This is a genomic window from Pseudomonas sp. 2725, from assembly GCF_050434585.1.
Lineage (GTDB): Bacteria > Pseudomonadota > Gammaproteobacteria > Pseudomonadales > Pseudomonadaceae > Aquipseudomonas > Aquipseudomonas jessenii.
This window is the reverse complement of record NZ_JBNDIV010000002.1, coordinates 739,719-757,345: the sequence shown is the minus strand read 5'-3', so window position 1 is coordinate 757,345 and position 17,627 is coordinate 739,719. Positions and strand designations below refer to the sequence as shown.

The following is a 17,627-nucleotide window of genomic DNA, read 5'->3' as shown; positions in this document are numbered from 1 at the left end:
GCTGCAGCTTGAGCATGTGTCTTAGTATCCAAAGCGCCAGTAGCACAACGACCAGCAATGGTGGGAAGCGTAGAATCAGCCCAATGCTAATCACCAGCGCTCCCGCCGCAGCAATTGCACCAATGAAGAAAAACAGGCAGAGCAGAAATCGAAGTAGCGTCATAGCGGGTCTCCGAGGTAGGTTGCCTAGCCGATGTGTTTAGGCCTGGCAGGTGAAGCTCCGCCGGCTGACGAGGCAAGCGCTTCTAGCTTGCGAGCGAGTCCGTTGGACGCCGATCGCAGCTCTTCATCCTGGGCTGTACCGGTTTCCGTATCTGCGCTTGAATAAAACTCCTCGATCACGGCGCTGTTATCCTCCTCGCTTTCTTCGAAGACCCCATTGCCAAACCCATGCCGAGCCGCGCTGTCCAATGAAGCTTGGTCGAAGCCTGCATATTGGCGTGCTTGCTCCAGTTGCTGGGCAGCCAGTAATACTTCCTCCATGCTCAGGCCGCTACGCATGGTGAGATCAACATAAAAGATCGGCGTGCCATGGCTCTGCCGAGTCGACTTACCACGCAGACGCAGCTCCAACGGCAGGCAAGCCAGTCGATTGCCGGAAATAGCCTGGAAGTAATGCAGGCGAGCTGCCAGGGTGCGAATGCTGTTAAAGCCGGTGGTGCGGAATACAAAGCTACCGAGCGGATCATCATCACTTATCAGCACATTCAGCCGGCCATAAGGCTTGCAGGCACCGCCTTTGGCCAGCGGACAGGCATCCGGCGAGGGGCAAGGAAGTGATTGCATACCGTCCTGAGTGACGCGCTTGCAGGTCTCGCCATTGCCCACGCACAACGGCCTGCCAGACTGCCGATCAAACAGCGTGTAGTCGGCGCGAAAATTCAGCTCCGGTTCGTTGAATAGCAGACGTACTGGGATGCTGCGTAGTTTCTCGTCCTGGTTTTTACGCAGTTCATCATTAAGCGGATGCAGCAGCCAGCCGTCCTTGCCTTGTACTTGCGAGGTGATGGTGAATTGATCATCTTTCTCCGGCAGGCGCTTGCCGTTCTTCTCGATGACCTTACCGATAGAAATTCTGCCCAATACGGGCGGGGTGATAGCAAGACCTTTGAGCATGATGGTTCTCCTGAAAACAACAAGGGCCAGCCACGCAGAGCGAACTGCATGGACTGGCTAAGGGGAGGAAGGGTGAAAAGGGTGGCATTAGCCGACTAAGAAGCGCCGACTGCCTTGCTTGAGCTTGGAGTAGCGAACCTCCAGGTAGGGCTTTTCTTGGAGCATTCGATCCACGTCGAGTACGTGGCTTTCCTTGGATTTCTTCCAGCTGATAAAGCCGTGGCTGAACTCCGCGCGGGTGGCATCCCCCATGGCCTGTTGCAGCATCTGCTTGAGCTGGGCCTCGCGGGTTTCCTTCTCGCTGATGGATTGGCGCACCGCCTTGAGTTCCAGGTAGGCCGCAGCCAAACCGGCGCGGCCACTGAAGTCGACGGTCTGGCCGTTGTCCTCCGGATAGAGCGCACGCAGGGCCATATCAGCCGAGGCTGAGCCATCAGCAGGTGGAGGCGTGTCGGTCTCCACGTAATGCCAGAATTTGCGCTCTAGTTCGATCAGGCGAGCAATCATCTGCTCGTCCCGTTCGATGCGGTGGATCTCCAGCGTCTGGCCGCCCAGTAGTACCGCGACATCCGCAGCTTGCTTGCCGGTGACTGCGAGCTGATGCATTACCTGCAGTTGCACATACTCGGGCACGCCTTCTTTCCAGAGGCGTGCGCCGTTTATGCCGGCTGTCTTGCACTCAAGGATCTGCACATCGTCAGCACCGATCACCTCGCGGTCGATGTTGGCCAGCATCCAGGGCAGCTCAGGATCAGGGTGCTGCAGTACGGCGTTGATGCGCCGCACCTTATTCTTCGTGCGCTTGCTGTAATGCCAGGCCACGACCGGCTCCAGCACGATGCCCCAGTACATCGGGCTTTCTTCATCGTGCGGATCGGCCTTGGGTAAAGTGGCGTCACGCCCGGTTTTCTCCATCCATAGTTCTAGCTGCGACTTATAGGGATTTAGGCCAACGGCCGCGCCTGCATCAGAACTGCCGATGCCCTGCTTGCGCACCACCAACCAGTCTTCACGCGGTAGTTCCTTGGTACTGATCAAGCGCAGCGCCGGGCGCGGCCTGCTGTTGCTGCTCAACGGAGTAGCTGTCATGGTGTTCACCTTGCGGAAAAAGAAACGCCCGATCAGCAATTAGGCTGATCGGGCGTTATTGGGTGGGTAAGTAAGCGGTCAGGCGACCAGTTGTAGAGCGGTGTCTAAGGCACGTTGCTTGATCTGCGCGCCCTGGCCGAACCACGCCGAGTCCATGCGGTACTCGGTGCTGCGTGCACGACGTTCGTGATCAACAAACTCGGTCACGGAGTTGAGTAGGCCCCAAGCGGTGCCGCGTGCCGAGTCGAGTTGGCTGCCCCGGCCCCGACCCTCGTACAGCTCCTGGACTTTGCGCAGTGCACGCTCGTTGGGCAGTACCTCTGGCAGCGTGCCGGTCGGGTTGGTCTCGCACAGCACGCTCATAAAGAAGCCCAGCACCTCATGCCACTGCACTTTGCGCTCGGCCAGTGCACGCATGCGGTACATAAAATCGTCCCATTGCGAGACGGCTATTCCGAGCTGTTTCTTCACCAGCGTTGAATCGAAGCGCGTGTTGTGCGGCACTTTTATCGCGCGGCTGGTGCCGTCCAAGGCGATGGTCAAGGTGTTATTGCATACCACGCGAACAGTGGTCGGCGTTGCTGTCGTGGCCAGGGTACCGTCGCAGGAGGTAGCCAGCAGCAAGTAGCCATTCACCTGGTCGTTGCCCTTGAGAGCAACGCCTTGCCCGGTACGCGCCAGCGCCCAGAACTTGCGCCCGCCCTTGAGTACTCCGGCCGTTTCCAACTCGTAGCCGGAAACCTCGGTGAGGTCGCGATAAAACTCCAACACTTCCCGAGGTTGCACCGTGTGGTAGCGCTGAGAGACTACCGATAGCGGTGCCTTGGTGTCGGAGCGATAGAGCACCTTCTGCTCTGGAAAAGAATGGATAGCTCCCAGGTGGCCGATGGCATCCGACTTGAAATGCACGGGGCTTTCCAGGATCTGCCAGGCCATGCCGGCTTCGCGTTGCCAGATTTCGATGGGCTGTTTCTGGGTGAGTTGATTGCCAAGGCCGTGCCAGGGAGTAGCTCCAGCGTAGGCCATGGTTTCGACGAGATGTGTCATGTGAACGATTCCTTTGGGTGCAGGCCGGCATAAAGCGCTGCGCGAGGCGCAGCACTGTGCGGACGAATAAATGGAAGGAGAGAGGGCCAATCAGGCCGGTAGGTTGAAGCGATGACCACAGAGCAGGCAGAGGTTGTGGGCCAGGACGTGGCGGTCGAGTGATTCACCGAGCTGAGCGCCGAGTGCACAACCACCGACACCGCCGGCCAGACCGCTGAGGATGGCACCCGATACGGAGCCGAGGGTAATGCCGACCGGTCCGGCGATAGCGCCGAGGGCTGCGCCTGTCTGGCCACCAGCTAGAGCCGCGCTGACGCCACGCGCAACACCGCCCACGGTGCCGATGGTCGCGCCGACTTTCATGGCGTGATGGAAGGAAGCGACTTTTGGGGAGTGACATTTGGGGCACTGCAATGACATGGGACGAACCTCCTGGGTGGTGATGTCATTGCGGTAATGTGTGATTGAGATTTTCTCGAATCGAATGGCCGCTTTTCAGCAGCGAAAACCAATGGCATAAGGGGCAACAGTCGGCCAAAACTGGACGTCTGATCTAGGGGGCCTTAGCCGATAGCTGTCTGTCACGAAGAGCTGCAAACAACCAATACGGGTGATTATTCCGAGCAATTGCTCCTTCTTGTGGCTAGGTAGGTACTGCATTTTTTTGAGGCTGTGAGGTGGCGACGCTGCTGGCGGGCGCGCCACTTCCTTACGTTTACTTCATTGCGGCTCATAGCGAGTACTCGGCCTAGCCACCCTCTTGCCGTTCGGCACCTGAGGTATTACCTTCCAATGGTGTTGGGCGTGGCATAAAGCCTCCATCGTAAGGACTTTAGCGAATTCGCGGATTCTGCAGGGAGGAGGGGGATAAGATTATCGTCATGCCAGGCCAGTGGTGCTCCATGTAGTGTGCGACTGTCTTTACGTTTTACTGCAACCCACTAGGCACAACCCAATCTTAGCCGGTGGTATTGCCATGGGCCCCAAAAAGCCTGAGTGCAAAACACTCATGGGCAGCCCTAAACATGATGTTAACGGCGCTATTAAACAGCCTATCAATGGATGGAGATGCTGGATTGCTTGATTTTCTTTCACGCCTGCTGAGCGTGCTTGAGCCTTCTCCTTCAGAACGTAATTCTCGGTCGGAGCGCTCGAGTCGGACGGCTACGTCCTCTCGTCCAGCGAGAGAAACGAGTGCGCCGATGGGTCGAGAGAATTGCGGAAGGATTGTCGCAGGCAGCGTGGTAAAAATTTTGCCAAAATCTGTGCTCGTAAAGTATCAGGACACATCTGTCTTGATTCCTCAGCATGAATTGTTGAGCACAAACGCCAAGGTCGAAAACCCAGTAAGCCTATTTAGCGTGGGCGACCACCTGGAGTTCGTATTAACTAGCCTTGATGAAAAGGGCTGGAAGGGGAGTGTCCATGCATTAGCTGAGGCTCGGCTACGCAATGCTTTGAGCAATCTGCAACCAGGCACTATCGTGAAGGCGCAGGTAGAGCGTTTTGATGATCGAGGCGCCTGGCTGATGGCCGGACAACTGCGCCTCTGGGTACCATTGGCCGAGATCAGTTGGAGCTGGATTGATCATCCTTCTGAAGCTCTGAATATCGCTCAAGAGCACAACGTGCAGATCAGCAATCTTCTGCTTGAGGAGAATTGGCTCACTGACAAACGTGCCCGCAAGGGACGTGTTACCGCAAGCATCAAGGCTTGCTCGCTGCGACCAGAGTCACCGTGCATCACGTTGTATTTTAAAGCGATGGAATTTCAGGTGCGCACATTTGCCAGGGTGCCCCGACGTTGTGATGCCGTAGGGCTTTTTGTCCTTGAAGCACTGGGTCAACAATTGAACGTCAATGAAATCGCCGAGCTGACTGGCTTGCCGTTGATTTCAGTCCAAGACATCGTTGAGTTGCTTGTCGAGGAAGACCTGGTAGAGGGACAAATCATCACGCGCTCGGGCGAACGATTGTTGGCAGGCGTGGCCACCTCAAAACTGCTCAATGACGGTGGCGTCGGTGGATTGTTTGCAAGCGCAGCACCTCCCGATCAGCAAATTCACCCAAATCATGCAGTGGCTCAAACATACCCTCGCCATCTTCCAGCGCCCGTATTCAGCCATAAACAGCAGAAGCGCTTCATGCGTTTAAGGGGCAGCGAACTGCCGGATAATTTGCTGATGCGCGCTCAAATCAGCGAGGCGCAAGGCGAGCAACTGACTGCCATGCTCCGAAATCCCCACGTTCGCGTGTTCTTGTCTCAAACCCCAAACTGGAGAGCCCTGGAACTTGATGTGCCGTTGCATTGGGTGCTTGCAGGCCTGTGGAAAAACTTTCAACCAGTTGGAAAACCACCGTTCAGGCCTGCGCCCAGAGAGAAGGGGTGCGACGCGTTGCTTATGGTTCGTTATCTGGAAGCAGGGCAACCACTCTTCTGGGAGCCCGCAACCCGCACCGTATGGGCGCCACGGGATGGTCGCATCAAAGCCCAAGAGGCTGACGTGTGTGAGGAGGACTTCACTCAACACATGTCTCCTGACATCGCCCAGCGCGTGGCAAAGGCAGGCACTGGTACATGGTGTTGGGTACAGCTTTGAAATGGAAAAATTATGAGCACTCAGATCCCAAGGCATGCGTTCTACTTTACAAAGACCTTCATCTCCGCCGCCAGCCGACATGGCATTAAAGAGGGCTTGAAAAAAGCGTCGGCCGGTGCCAATCCGGTTTTGATGAGCATCGAAGCAGCATCCGCAGTATTGGGAGCTATCGACTCTTACTTGAAATTGCGCCAAGCCCGTGCGCACCGAGACGGTCTAAAAGCTTTGATTCCCCAAGAAGAAAAGCGTCTCGAGCTTGAGCGTGCAGCACTGGCCCAAGACATTGACCTGGCTCGAAAAGAAATGGAACAAGCAGCAAAGGTTCGCCAGGTGGTGGGACGGATGACGCTTCAATGCGTGCAACTGACACGTCATTGTTTGGATGAGTTGTCGTTGATAAGGAGCAGCGATTTGCCAGATGCTCGGTCATTTGACTCGGCGTTTGAGCGTTTGATGGAAGCAGACCAAGGGCTGCGCCGCAGTGTGGAATATTTCAATACCAGTGTTAATTGAACGGAGTCTTAGCCATGTCCAATGAGCGATTCAAACTGCCGGCCAGCCTCGCCAAACCCAGCGCGGTCAGCAAGTCGAGCGATGCCCTTGACCTTGCCAAGGAAAAAACATTGCAGGAGCAAATCAAGCGTGAAACCGCGTTTAGTGGAGATCGCGCCCAAGTGCTGACTGAAGGCATTGGGCTGCTTCGCGACCTGGTTGGTGTGCTGCAATCAGCTGTCGAATTGAAAAAAACGTCTACTGAGTGGAAGCAACGCGTCAAGTTAGCTGAAAAAGAAGTGCAGAAAGCTCAGGCAGACCTCGAAAAAGTCAAAGCACAAACGGCGCCTGAGCTCCAGCGATTGAACCAGGTCGACAGTGTCCTCACGCCGGTTCTGAAAGCCTTCGAGAAACTCGAAGCGGTCATGGATCCTTCGTTGATCGACGACGACCATCAACGGCAGATTCGGGCAAGCATTGAGGTCATGGTCGGTCGTATGGTCGACTTGGTCCAGCCAGGGAAACGCTAATTAATGTTCATGCTATTGCTGGCGGGCATCACCTTAACCTCCACAGCCATAAGTTGGTGGAATGGGAAGCGCTTGGACGACGTTAACACCGAGATTGAAGCGTTGGAGGCTGAACTGGCCGCCATTCACGCGATGCATGAACGCAAAAGTGCTGCCCTTATTCGTCCGTACCTGATTCAACTCGTGAAGATGTTTGAAAGTGAGCTGGCGATGCGCGTGGAAATCGCCAGCGAGCTGGAGCGGGCACACGCTCGTGCAAGGTACATATTGAGAAATCAGTTCGGCGCTCGTGAGTCCGCCAATTTTCGTCGAATGATGCTTGAAATCGAGCTTGCCCGCGGCCGCATCACTGCTGAGCGCGCCTATCTCCAATCCACAGCACAATACATTCGTACCTTGTATGGCGAGGTGCCGGCGCAGTTGCCGACCGTTGCCTGGCTCGAAATGCCGGCGGATTATCCCTGTGAGGGCGCAGTGGTTTCGCTGCCACAGGGTTTACCTGGACGCCTTCAAAATTACATCATCGAGTCTGAAGTCTTTGATGGCCGAGGGGTCTTTTACGCAGTTGACCATGAGACACGCTTCGCCCGCATTGGCAGCGACAAGGTGAAACTCTTGGACGCGGCGACAACAAGCGGTGGCGAGACGCTGACAGGCACCGTCGTGCGCCTGGACAACAATGAAGCCCAACTGCAGATGGATGATGTCATCCTGCGTTTGCCACTTGGCAGACAGGAAGGGCAATGGATAAAACCCGGCATGGAGCTGCAAGTATTCGCTGACGGTTGGACACTCACTGACGTACTCGGCGACTCGCAGTCCCAAAATTTGCTTGTGAGATTGCACCCCCGCATATCAGGGCTCGAGGAGTATTGGTGGCCGGTCGCGCTTGGCGTCAAAGATGATCAGATAGCGCTGATCCAAAACATGTGGGGCTATTTTCAGACACCGGCAATCCAGGACAGGCCTTGGCATATTTATGAGAACGATGACGGCCGTCTCGTCTTTCAGCTGGGGCGCTATGCCTTGGTCACCGAAACCGATGCTCAACAGCGATGTTTTCGATTGCTGCATGTGCTAGAGGATAATGAGTCGCCTGAAGACGTTTTACGCAGCTACGTCGCCCTTTCCCCTATTTTGATAGGGAGTGAGGATGACGAATTGACCAAACGCAATCGCTTCCAGTCTTTCGTGTGTGCCTTGAATGAAGAGCGGCTTGGCCAGCGAAACGCTGCCCGTCAGCGAGAAGTCGCCTTGCATTTGCGCAAGCTGTCATTGGTGTACCGTGAGCAGCAGCTTTACTTGGAGCAGAGCGCAAGCTGTGGTTTTCTTCCCGGCCAGGTCGAGGAGAATGGACGCAAAGTGACAGGCCTGCTGAGCTCGCAAGGCATTCCCAACTGGTTGAAAACTGCACTGAGCGAGCAAGGTGCACCTCGTTTGCGGGCCGTTGGACGAGATCGAATATGGTCTTTGCAATCGTTCAAGCTTCTAGATCCCCAGCTTGGTATTTGCGAATTTACGCTGGCCACGCATAAACGGATGAATGAAGCTGAGATCAACCCCTTCGATTTGTTTAGGCTTGAACTAGTCAGGGAAGGCAGTCAAAAGGAAACGCTCTCCAAAGCACTTGAAAAGGCTATTTCCGGCGATTTTGTAGCGCCTTCGGTGCACAGTGCGATCTTTACACTTGACCCTGAGCCCGTCGAGACGTCGAATCTGGGACAGGAAGCAGTACTCCAAATCTTGGCGTCAAAAGAGCCCGTACTGGCAGTCTGGGGACCCCCTGGGGCTGGGAAGACCACCACCTTGGTGCAGTGGCTCAAAACCCTGTTTCCAGAACAAGCACCACATCTCTGGCCACGCATACTGATCACCGGCCCTACTCACGTAGCGGTAACTAAGCTGATTGAAGATCTACTCAAGGCCGCAGAGTACTTAAGGCCTGTCACGGTTCGCTACGGTAAGGAGGACAAGATCAGTGAAGCGCTTGAAGCCAACTGGCATCAAATCAAAATCGATGCACTGAGCGCAGGAGATGCGCAAATCAATCCCCAGCTGCACGATACTTGGTTGTCCCTCCTGAAGTCTCGCAAGGGGCGCGAAGCGGCAAGTCGCTGGACGTTCCGCGACAAGTTGATCCACGGTGCCACCTGCACAGGGATGGCGCGTACTGACTTTGCTTTGATTAAGGAACCTTTCGATTGGGTGATCGTGGATGAAGCAGGCAAAGCCTTTGCTGCCGAGCTAATGATCCCGGCTGCCATTGCTCGGCGGATAGTCCTTGTTGGGGATCACAACCAGCTGCCACCCACGGTGACTACCGATGTGTTGGATGAGCGCATTGGCTATACATTGCCTCTGGCGGAGGTGGAAACCCTACTGCGCAAAAATTTCTTCCAGGAATTGTATGAAGGGTTGGAACCACAGGCCAAGGGAATGCTGACCGTACAGTACCGAATGCATGAAGATATCGGTGACTTGGTCAGCGCGCTATTTTATGAAGACCAACTGCGGTCGCACCGCAAGGGTGGTACCTGGGCGCTGACGGCTGCCCGCGCATTATTTGTAGACTTTTCCAAGATGCAGAACTATCGGCACAAGAAGGCAGGTACAGGAGATTCTCCTTCATCGCTGGTTAACTCCACCGAGCGCGCTGCGCTCTACCAACTGCTGAATGCGCTGCACAAAAAGGTGAGAGCAACAAAAACTCCCTTGAAGCTATTGATTGTGTGCCCTTACAAAGGGCAGCTGGAAATCGTCACCCAAGATACGGAAGGCAAGCAATACGCATTCGAATTGTCTGTTGCGACTGTTGATGCCGTACAGGGCGGAGAAGCCGACATGGTGATTCTGCTGATGACCCGCGCAAGCGGAGACACTCAGTTTCTTCTGGATCGCCATCGCCTGAATGTGGCGCTATCAAGGGCTCGTGATTCAGTCATTATCCTAGGTCACCTGGATTGCCTGGCAGGCGATGGTCAAGGCCCAGTTGCGGAGCTGGTCGCGGTGGGGCGAGCAAAGAAAAGCTTGAAAGTCATTTCACTGCCCGCTGAGGCAAAATTTCACAAAGACCTAGTGCCGGCGGTATTTCCGAGCGCAACGGCTTAGGCGACTTATTTCATTTCCAAGGGATCTCACACCTCTTCAGCAACAGCAAAGGCTCCAGTCAATTCGTTCGACCTTGTGGGGCGTGCGAAAGGGTTGTGCCTAAAGATTGGTTTGGCGAAAACGAAGAATCACGAACTAGGTGACGCAATGGCACTACAGCGGCAGCAGCGGATCTTTACTGCTGAGGATTCACAATGGCATGCCCGCGAAGTCGTTCACCACGACCCCGCAACGCGTCGTGCCTTTTCGTTTGTTCCTCTAGATGGGCTTGCTGCAGACGCTGGTGTCGCAGCACTTTCGACCCAACTCAAGACGCTACCTGCAAGCATTCGGAATGCTCTGGCCAATGCTGAATCGAGTGCTGGTCATATCAGCGATGATCGGCTGCAAGGGCTTGCTGAGCTCATTCAAAATGCCGACGATCTCGGTGCAACATCTGCAGAGTTTGTAGTTGACGTGAACGGGTCGCGCCTCATGTTTCGGCACAACGGGGCCGGGCTTACTCTTCACGACGTGTGGGCACTCGCGATTCCCTGGCTAAGCCTCAAATTCGACGATCCGAACCAGTTGGGTCGATTTGGAATTGGCTTGAAAACGCTTCATGCGTTGTCAGAGATCCTTGAGGTCCATCAGGGCCATTTTCGCGTTCGTTACCAGGCAAACGATCTGTCGGTTGCCAAAAGCGATGTGACGTGGCCGGGCGAAGAGCCAACGGACGCCATGACTACGTTCGTGATCCCATTGGAGGCTGACGCATCAACCGCAGCGATCGTGGCCCAGTGGCTGAAGCATTGGAGTGATGCCGGATTGGTTTTCTTGTCCTCTCTCAATACTGTGACGTTGCGAGGGGCTACCGGTGATGTGCTAGCCAGACTTCACATAGATCGCACCGCTCCTGAGACTGTAAAGAGCACGGGTGGTGAGATGACTCGGCGTATTGCCAAGGCCTCCGACTCTCGCGAGTGGGTCATCTATTCACGATCAGTCCCGGTGCCCACGGGCCACGCTCGAGCACGCAAGGCCCAGACGCGTTACACACCAATCGCTATTGCGTTTTCTCTCGTCGGGGTAGACGCCGGACATTTGCATGTTGGCCTTCCGGTACGTCCAATCGGCCTGCCATTTCGAATGATGGCCCAGTTTGATCCACTGACCAGCCGCCGAGACATCTCTGACGATCCATGGAATCACTCATTAGTTGAGCCGCTGAGCGCCCTGTGGCTTGACGCTGTGCTTGAACACTTTGAGCGCAATCCTGCTGCCGCATGGGCTGCGATTCCCCTGAACAGCGATTTGGATGACGACGGACAAACAATTGGACTACTGCGAGCCGAAATTGACCGTCATTTGATGGAAAATGCCAGAACGACATTTGCCAAGAAAATTACTCTACAGGACGGTCAGCAGCGCTATCACCTTCATGAACTATCGTACGAAGTCCCTGAACTTGAGCATGTCTTGACCCCTCACAATGTCAAGACCGTCGCAGGCACCGCTGGAACAGTTATCGCGGCAGTAAGATCAGGCGACAACCGTTGGCGAGATGCCCTTGAAGAGCTCCGCGGCATCGGAGCGCAAGCGCCAACACTCGTCGAGGTGGTCGACGCCCTTCAACTACTCGACGACGTCCATTGCTCTCCTGCATTCGTGGCGGACCTTGTCGCTATCGCTGTAGAGAAAAACTCCACGAATGAACTGGAAAATCGTCCCTGCCTCGTTCTGAATGACTCCGCCCGAGTCACCCCCATAGATGTCATCGGACTTGGCGTGCTGCTGCCTGAAGAAGCCGCAAATTTGTGGGACATTCTCGACATCGGTCGACGACTTCATCCGGCATACAGGGAGCGGCCGGGATGGAAGAGCGTGCGGGAATGGCTCCACAGAGGTGATCGGCTTCTGATCGAGGCCACCGATAAGGTGGCATTGGGTGTGCTCGCGAAAGCAGGCAACAACGGCGTTGAACTCAATTCACCATTAACCGACGAACAGGCTGACGGGTTACGAAAAGCGTTTGAGCAACTGTCAATTGGCGATCGCCAAACGTTGGGAGAAGGTATCGGTCGGGCGGTCCGATTCGCTGCTATCACCTACGACGAGGCCGGAAAGAAAATACTCATGGCCGCGAGACCGAGTGAGGCCTACATCATCGAGCGTGAGACGAACGCATGGAAAGTGGCCGCGGGCAAAACTCCCGGCCTGGTCTGGCTTCACAGTCGATATGCGGAGAAGTTTCGCGCCGAGTCCGGCCGTGAAGGGATCGGGGCTCAGCGTCTGTTTCGCTATATGGGGGCTGAGACTGCTCCTCGGCTGACCAAGCATTCAGCGCACGTTCAACGTTTTGCATTTATCGAGCCGGGAGTCCCTCGCCTCAGCACTAGCTCACCGCAACGCCGAAATCTCCAGATGAAGGATGCCGGGGCAACGTATACGCTGGCGGATCTAGTGTCACCCCACCTGGATGCAGTGCTTTCGAACATTGCACATGAAAAGAAAACCACCGACAGGGTCCGCCGCGCAAGCGCAGTCTTGAACAGTCTTAATCGAGCCTGGGATCGTCTCGTTTCAGATACCAAAGTGCGCGCAGTCAGCGATTACCGCTCCTGGCAGGATAGGGGTCATGTCGATGCGTGGTGGGTGGCGAAGGCTGCTTCGATTCCTTGGCTCACTTCTGCCAGCGGGGCCGCTGCTGCACCCGACCATCTCCGGATCCGGACGGCAGCTACCGAGGCCTTTTTCGGAAGTAACCCTGCCGGATACCTCAATGGCCAACTTGATAATGTCGCGTATCAGGAAGTGCTTGCCACTCTGGGGGTTGCGGGTGATCCACGTCCTGACCAACTCCTCGATAAACTCTGCGCGATTCGGGACGAGTTTTTTAATGATGCGACCGCCGCTGCAGATCATGCAGCACCTCTATATCGCGCGCTTGCAACCCAGCTCTCCGGTCGAGGAACATCCCGCCGACCTGGCCAATTGACCCTCAGCGCACTGCGTTCAGAGTTCGGGAAGGGTGAGGGGCTGATTGCAACCAACGTCGGGTGGCGGCGGCCGTCAGTCGTCCGAAGTGGGCGCGCCGTGTTTGGGCCAATGCAGCCGTTCGTTCCGGCCATCGATGGTACAGATCCGCTGTGGAAAGCGCTGGAGATCCGCCCACCGGATGTAACAGACGCAAAGGAGACGCTCCGTAAGTTAGCCAAGCGAAATACTCTTACCGAAGACCAACGCCTCGTGATGCTCGAAGCATTGCGCATTCTTGCTGGAGCACCGATCGACCAACGAGGAAAGCTAGCTAGAAGCCCTGTGTGGGTAGGCGATCGCTGGTTGTCGGTACGCCCCATCTTCGCGGTTGAAAATCCGCTTATCGCTGGCGGTTTGGCAGGCCAGATTCCGGTCTGGAACCCAGGCGGAGCGCTGGCGCAACTAGAAGCGCTGGTCGAACCATACGGGCTTACGCGCATCGACGCCTCCCAGGCGTGGGTCAAGGGAGCCGAGCATGCAGAGTACGACCCCGAACTCACCCACCTATTCTCTAATGCGGTTTCCAACCTGCGTAGAGACCTAGCGTTGAGCGACTCCTACAGTGAAGCCAGCATACGAGTGTCATGGGACGCGCTATCGCGATTCAATGTCTGCGTTCTGCACGACCTAACCATTGAGTTGGCCGATCTTCTACCCGGTAAGGTCTTGTCCTTCACGCCGAAGGCTTGGATCGACACGGATGCAGCCACGTTTTACATCTCCAATCCGGACGATCTCGGCGATCCAGATTCCGGCGCGTACGCGATCGCTACAGTCTTTGCCAGCGATATGCGGAGGATGGCTCATGATTGGTTGGCTGCTTGGGCGGCCGCAAAAGCGGGGCACCGAGCGGAGGTGATCAAAACAGCCGCGAGTCTGGAGGCTGAGCAAAAGCAAGCTCGGGCCGAGCGAGAGGCATCTGCTGGTGTCGGGCTTTTAAAGCTGTCAGAGGAGTGGGAGCGACGTCGTCAGAAGAAGTTGAGTGCAAAGCTGGGAGGCAAGCAGACCGAGAGTGCGGAAGAAGAAACCGCGCGGAAGCAGTCTCCCAAGACCCTGGTAGATCTTTCGAAACTGAAACTGAAGAATTCCGCCGGGCAGATTCTTGAGGGATCCAACTCGAAAGGCTCTGTGCCCCCAGACAACCGGAGAAAGGACAGTCCTCTGCTGCAGGAAGTCGATAGAAACAGGCCTAAAGCGAAGCGAAAAGCAGGAACTGGGGCGTCCCCGCGTAACTATACGCAAGAAGAGCAGGAGAGCCTTGGCGCAGAGATCTGCCGCTGGGTTCTTGGGCTCGACGAAAGCGAGATCGTCGACATTCGCAATCAACATAACGTCGGAGCTGATGCTATCGACATGTTCAACAACCTCTATGAGTACAAGGTGTATGCGGGCGCCATCCCAGACGTGATTCGACTTGAGCCCAGCCAGATAGAAAGGGCTCGGACTACTCCCAATTTCTTTCTCGTTGTGATTGGAAATCTTCAAGCAGGGGTAGGCGATCCCGAGGTGCGGATAATCACAAATCCTTTGGACAAGCTCGCATTGCGGCCAACCGCATCTGTTCAGTTCGCGGGCGTGCTCGCTGCTAAAGCGCTGACTTATCGATTCACATCAGAAAATAGCGGCGAGGAGTAGGGGAGGCTCATCGATAACTATGTGACACCGGCAGTCAGGTTTAGCTTGAGAGTTGCATTGATCGGCTGATTCACAGCCGAAACCAATCGCCCTAGATTGACCGCTTCTGGCCTTTTGTAGCCTGTTGCGACCGGTTACTTTGGGGCAGTTTGATGGTCAGCGTATCGAAACGACTTTTCTGTCCCGATTCTCCTGGATAGCTGACACCGACAGATTGCCCGTCGCTGCTTCCTGAATGTGATCACTCCACCAGGTCATCATCGGGCGTCTCCGCTCGATGTAGTCCGCACGGTTGTAGGCACTGCGAACCTCGTCTTTATCGACGTGGGCAAGTGCTACCTCGATCAATTCGGGATCCCAGCCATGCTCGTTGAGGATGGTGCTGGCCATCGAGCGCATGCCGTGGCTGACCAGACGCCCCTCGAAGCCCATTCGTTTCAAGGCCATGTTGGCTGTCTGGCTGTTGCAGTGGGTGCGAGGGTTCCGGTCCGCAGGGAAAACATACTCCCGGTGGCCACTGTAGGGCTTGATTGCTTCTAACAGTACGAGAGCCTGCTCGGTGAGCGGGACGATGTGTGTGCGGCGCTTCTTCATGCGCTCCGCAGGGATCGTCCAGATCTTTTTCTCGATGTCGATATCTGCCCAGCGGGTGGTAGCTGCCTCGGCTGGCCGGGTCATGGTGTGAAGTTGCCATTCGATCAGGCAGCGAGTCGTCCTTTTGATACTGGCATTGGCGATTGCCACCATGAGCTCTTTCAGCTCATCAGGGGGAAGTGCCGCCATATTTTTTTTCTTCGGCTTTTTGAAGACGGAGCGGATCCCGCTGAGTGGGTTTGCGTGAATCAGTCCCGAGTTGACCCCGTAAGTCATGATTTCGTTGAGTCGTTGCGTCAGCCGTTTAACGGTCTCAAGGCTGCCCTTGGTTTCGAGCGGCCGGAGCAGGTTGATGACCTGCGGTGCATTGATGGCGGATATAGGGGTAGTGCCTAGGTCCGGGAAGATGTGAAGTGTGAGGGAGCGCCAGATGTCCTCGGCGTAGGCCTGGGTAACCGAGTCCTTTTTCAGCTCATACCAAGCCGTCGCGATGTTCTGAAAGGTATGTTCGGTCGCCGCTTTTTTCGCCTGCCGATCAGCGTTGCGCTGTTCCTTCGGATCGATCCCTCGAGCGACAAGCTCCCTGGCCTCAACAGTTCGCTTACGTGCCTGAGCCAGACTCACCTCTGGGAATGTGCCTAGACCCATATTGATCCGTTTCTTCGTTACGGGATGGATGTAGTTGAAATTCCACAGCTTGGAGCCATTGATTCTTACTCGCATCTGAAGGCCGTTGCCATCGGTTAGTGTGTAGTCCTTTTCCTTTGGCTTGGCGGCTTTGACTTTGAGGTCAGAGAGGCGCGTGGCTTGGGCACCCATGATGTATTCCAGAGCTGGTTGTGTATTCCAAAAAATACCAGCTGAGTGCTTGGAATACCACGTGGAATACACCGAAACGTAGATGTTGCTGGACGCTATTGGATCGCCATGGCGCTAAAAGCCCCGTATTTCCTGGCTTTCAGGCACAAAAAAAGACGTCCGTGGACGTCTTTAGATGATGAAGTGGTGGAGCCGGGGGGATTTGAACCCCCGTCCGCCAGTACTCCGCTGTCGGTACTACATGCGTAGCCGTGTCTATTAAGTTAACCCTCAGCGACCCGACGGGCAGGGTGCTTTGGGCGAGTTGTGTAAGTTTTAGCCGCTTCGTCCACAACGTACTGCACGGCGATTCTGTTCTATATGACAATCACTTTGGGTTTACAGACATCCCCTGGTGATTGCTGGACCCGAAGGTACCAGAAGCTCAGGGCTAAGGCTGCTTACGCAGCGAGAGCGAATTCCTGGCCGTAGTTATCGTCATTGGCAACTATAAGTAGTTGCAACAGTGGATTTACGAGTTCTGTTACCAACTCGGCATGCACCTAAAGTTTCGCAACCGGCGTCGAATCCTAAACGGCCCCGAGCCTGATGCTCTGTGAATCAAGTGAGCAGCAGGCATATACAGTGTACGTCATCACGCCCCGGAAGGCCAACCTGAAGGTTGGCCACCACAGATCATGGGTTTGGTTGGGTGCTCTGTCTGTCAGCGAGCGCCAATGCCTGGGTGGCCTCGGTGACGCATTTTTTGTCGTCTCCGGAGGCTTGTGAGGCTTCGGCGCTGGACATCAGTCTTTTGATCTCCATCGTAGTGTTTGCGGAGTTCGCCGGCAGCGCATTCACTTTGCCTTTGAGCTCTTGCAGCTTGCTCGTACAGAGGTTGTTGTCCGCAGCAAATACAGGAGAGGCCAGCATGGTAGCAGCAATGAACAGGCCAGCGAGTGTGGTGCGTTTCATGGGTATCTCCTTGAGCTGATGGTCTCGGTGCTGTCGTATGAGTAGACGGCCAAGCCGAGCCCGAAAAGTCCGCCCGATCTGATGGGGCCTACCTCAAAGACTACGATTCAACGCAAGAATTCGGTTTTCTCAGAAAATGTGTCGAGCTTCTGCAGCGATGCGGGCGGTTACACGTATCCAGCCCCCCAGATGCAACAAAACCCGCAACTGGCAGGTTTTGGTTTGCTTCGTATCGGGCACGGCCGGGCTTTGAGCTCCCGGCTGCCAGTACTCCGTTGTTGATGTACGCCAACGCGGCCCGGAAGGCCAACCCGAAGGTTGGCCTTGAGCCGAGTTACTTGGCGCCTTTTTTCGAGTCGGTGACGGCCTTGATAATGTCGTTGGTCTCGGCGATGCAATCATCAATGCCTTCCTTGGTGCCTTTTGCCTGGTCGGCTTTGGCTTGCTCGACGGAGGCTTTTACCTGGTCAGTCATTTCCGGAGGAATCTGTGCCTTGCCGTTTTCGATGGTTTTCAGGTTGACCGCGCAAAGGTCTTCAGCGGCAAATGAAGTGGAAGCCAGCATGGAAGCAGTAACGAACAGACCTAACAGCACAGAACGATTCATGTGTTTCTCCTTGAACTG

12 protein-coding genes and 1 other RNA gene are annotated in these 17,627 nt (G+C 55.5%); 5 read left to right on the top strand and 8 right to left on the bottom strand.

Going from position 1 to position 17,627, the window contains the following annotated elements; translation table 11 throughout:
• Window positions 1-186 precede the first annotated feature (186 nt).
• The 4 genes from ABIE16_RS07695 to ABIE16_RS07680 form a co-directional block, all read right to left on the bottom strand.
• Complete coding sequence (locus ABIE16_RS07695) at window positions 187-1,116, bottom strand: hydrolase or metal-binding protein (protein WP_429520806.1); 930 nt, start codon at window positions 1,114-1,116, stop codon at window positions 187-189.
• Between the two features lie 87 nt (window positions 1,117-1,203).
• Entirely contained in the window at window positions 1,204-2,205 is a 1,002-nt protein-coding gene (locus tag ABIE16_RS07690; protein ID WP_429520805.1) for a YqaJ viral recombinase family protein, read from the bottom strand.
• A gap of 78 nt (window positions 2,206-2,283) precedes the next feature.
• Complete coding sequence (locus ABIE16_RS07685) at window positions 2,284-3,252, bottom strand: DUF932 domain-containing protein (protein WP_429520804.1); 969 nt, start codon at window positions 3,250-3,252, stop codon at window positions 2,284-2,286.
• A 90-nt stretch (window positions 3,253-3,342) separates the two neighbouring features.
• Entirely contained in the window at window positions 3,343-3,672 is a 330-nt protein-coding gene (locus ABIE16_RS07680) for a hypothetical protein (RefSeq protein ID WP_429520803.1), read from the bottom strand.
• A gap of 782 nt (window positions 3,673-4,454) precedes the next feature.
• On the opposite strand from ABIE16_RS07680, the gene ABIE16_RS07675 reads away from it, so the two are divergent.
• The 5 genes from ABIE16_RS07675 to ABIE16_RS07655 all read left to right on the top strand — a co-directional run bounded on the left by ABIE16_RS07675 (window position 4,455) and on the right by ABIE16_RS07655 (window position 14,635).
• Window positions 4,455-5,852, top strand: a complete 1,398-nt coding sequence (locus ABIE16_RS07675) for a hypothetical protein (protein ID WP_429520802.1) — start codon at window positions 4,455-4,457, stop codon at window positions 5,850-5,852.
• A gap of 12 nt (window positions 5,853-5,864) precedes the next feature.
• Window positions 5,865-6,365 (top strand): hypothetical protein, encoded by a 501-nt coding sequence (locus ABIE16_RS07670; protein ID WP_152989702.1) that lies wholly within the window; start codon window positions 5,865-5,867, stop codon window positions 6,363-6,365.
• Between the two features lie 14 nt (window positions 6,366-6,379).
• Window positions 6,380-6,874 carry a hypothetical protein gene (locus tag ABIE16_RS07665; RefSeq protein ID WP_058152405.1) on the top strand — a complete coding sequence of 165 codons (495 nt, stop codon included), beginning with the start codon at window positions 6,380-6,382 and terminating at the stop codon, window positions 6,872-6,874.
• 3 nt (window positions 6,875-6,877) lie between these two features.
• Window positions 6,878-9,982: a DEAD/DEAH box helicase gene (locus ABIE16_RS07660; protein WP_429520801.1), complete on the top strand. Its 3,105-nt coding sequence runs from the start codon at window positions 6,878-6,880 to the stop codon at window positions 9,980-9,982.
• A 111-nt stretch (window positions 9,983-10,093) separates the two neighbouring features.
• On the top strand, window positions 10,094-14,635 hold the full coding sequence (locus ABIE16_RS07655; RefSeq protein ID WP_429520800.1) for a sacsin N-terminal ATP-binding-like domain-containing protein: 4,542 nt from the start codon (window positions 10,094-10,096) through the stop codon (window positions 14,633-14,635).
• Window positions 14,636-14,791: 156 nt separating this feature from the next.
• Here the strand turns inward: ABIE16_RS07655 and ABIE16_RS07650 are convergent, their stop codons facing one another.
• The 4 genes from ABIE16_RS07650 to ABIE16_RS07635 form a co-directional block, all read right to left on the bottom strand.
• On the bottom strand, window positions 14,792-16,048 hold the full coding sequence (locus tag ABIE16_RS07650) for an integrase domain-containing protein (protein ID WP_429520799.1): 1,257 nt from the start codon (window positions 16,046-16,048) through the stop codon (window positions 14,792-14,794).
• Between the two features lie 184 nt (window positions 16,049-16,232).
• Window positions 16,233-16,629: a transfer-messenger RNA gene (gene ssrA / locus ABIE16_RS07645) on the bottom strand.
• A gap of 94 nt (window positions 16,630-16,723) precedes the next feature.
• On the bottom strand, window positions 16,724-17,002 hold the full coding sequence (locus ABIE16_RS07640; RefSeq protein WP_218494871.1) for a hypothetical protein: 279 nt from the start codon (window positions 17,000-17,002) through the stop codon (window positions 16,724-16,726).
• Window positions 17,003-17,336: 334 nt separating this feature from the next.
• Window positions 17,337-17,609 (bottom strand): hypothetical protein, encoded by a 273-nt coding sequence (locus ABIE16_RS07635; protein WP_090453013.1) that lies wholly within the window; start codon window positions 17,607-17,609, stop codon window positions 17,337-17,339.
• Window positions 17,610-17,627: the final 18 nt, after the last annotated feature.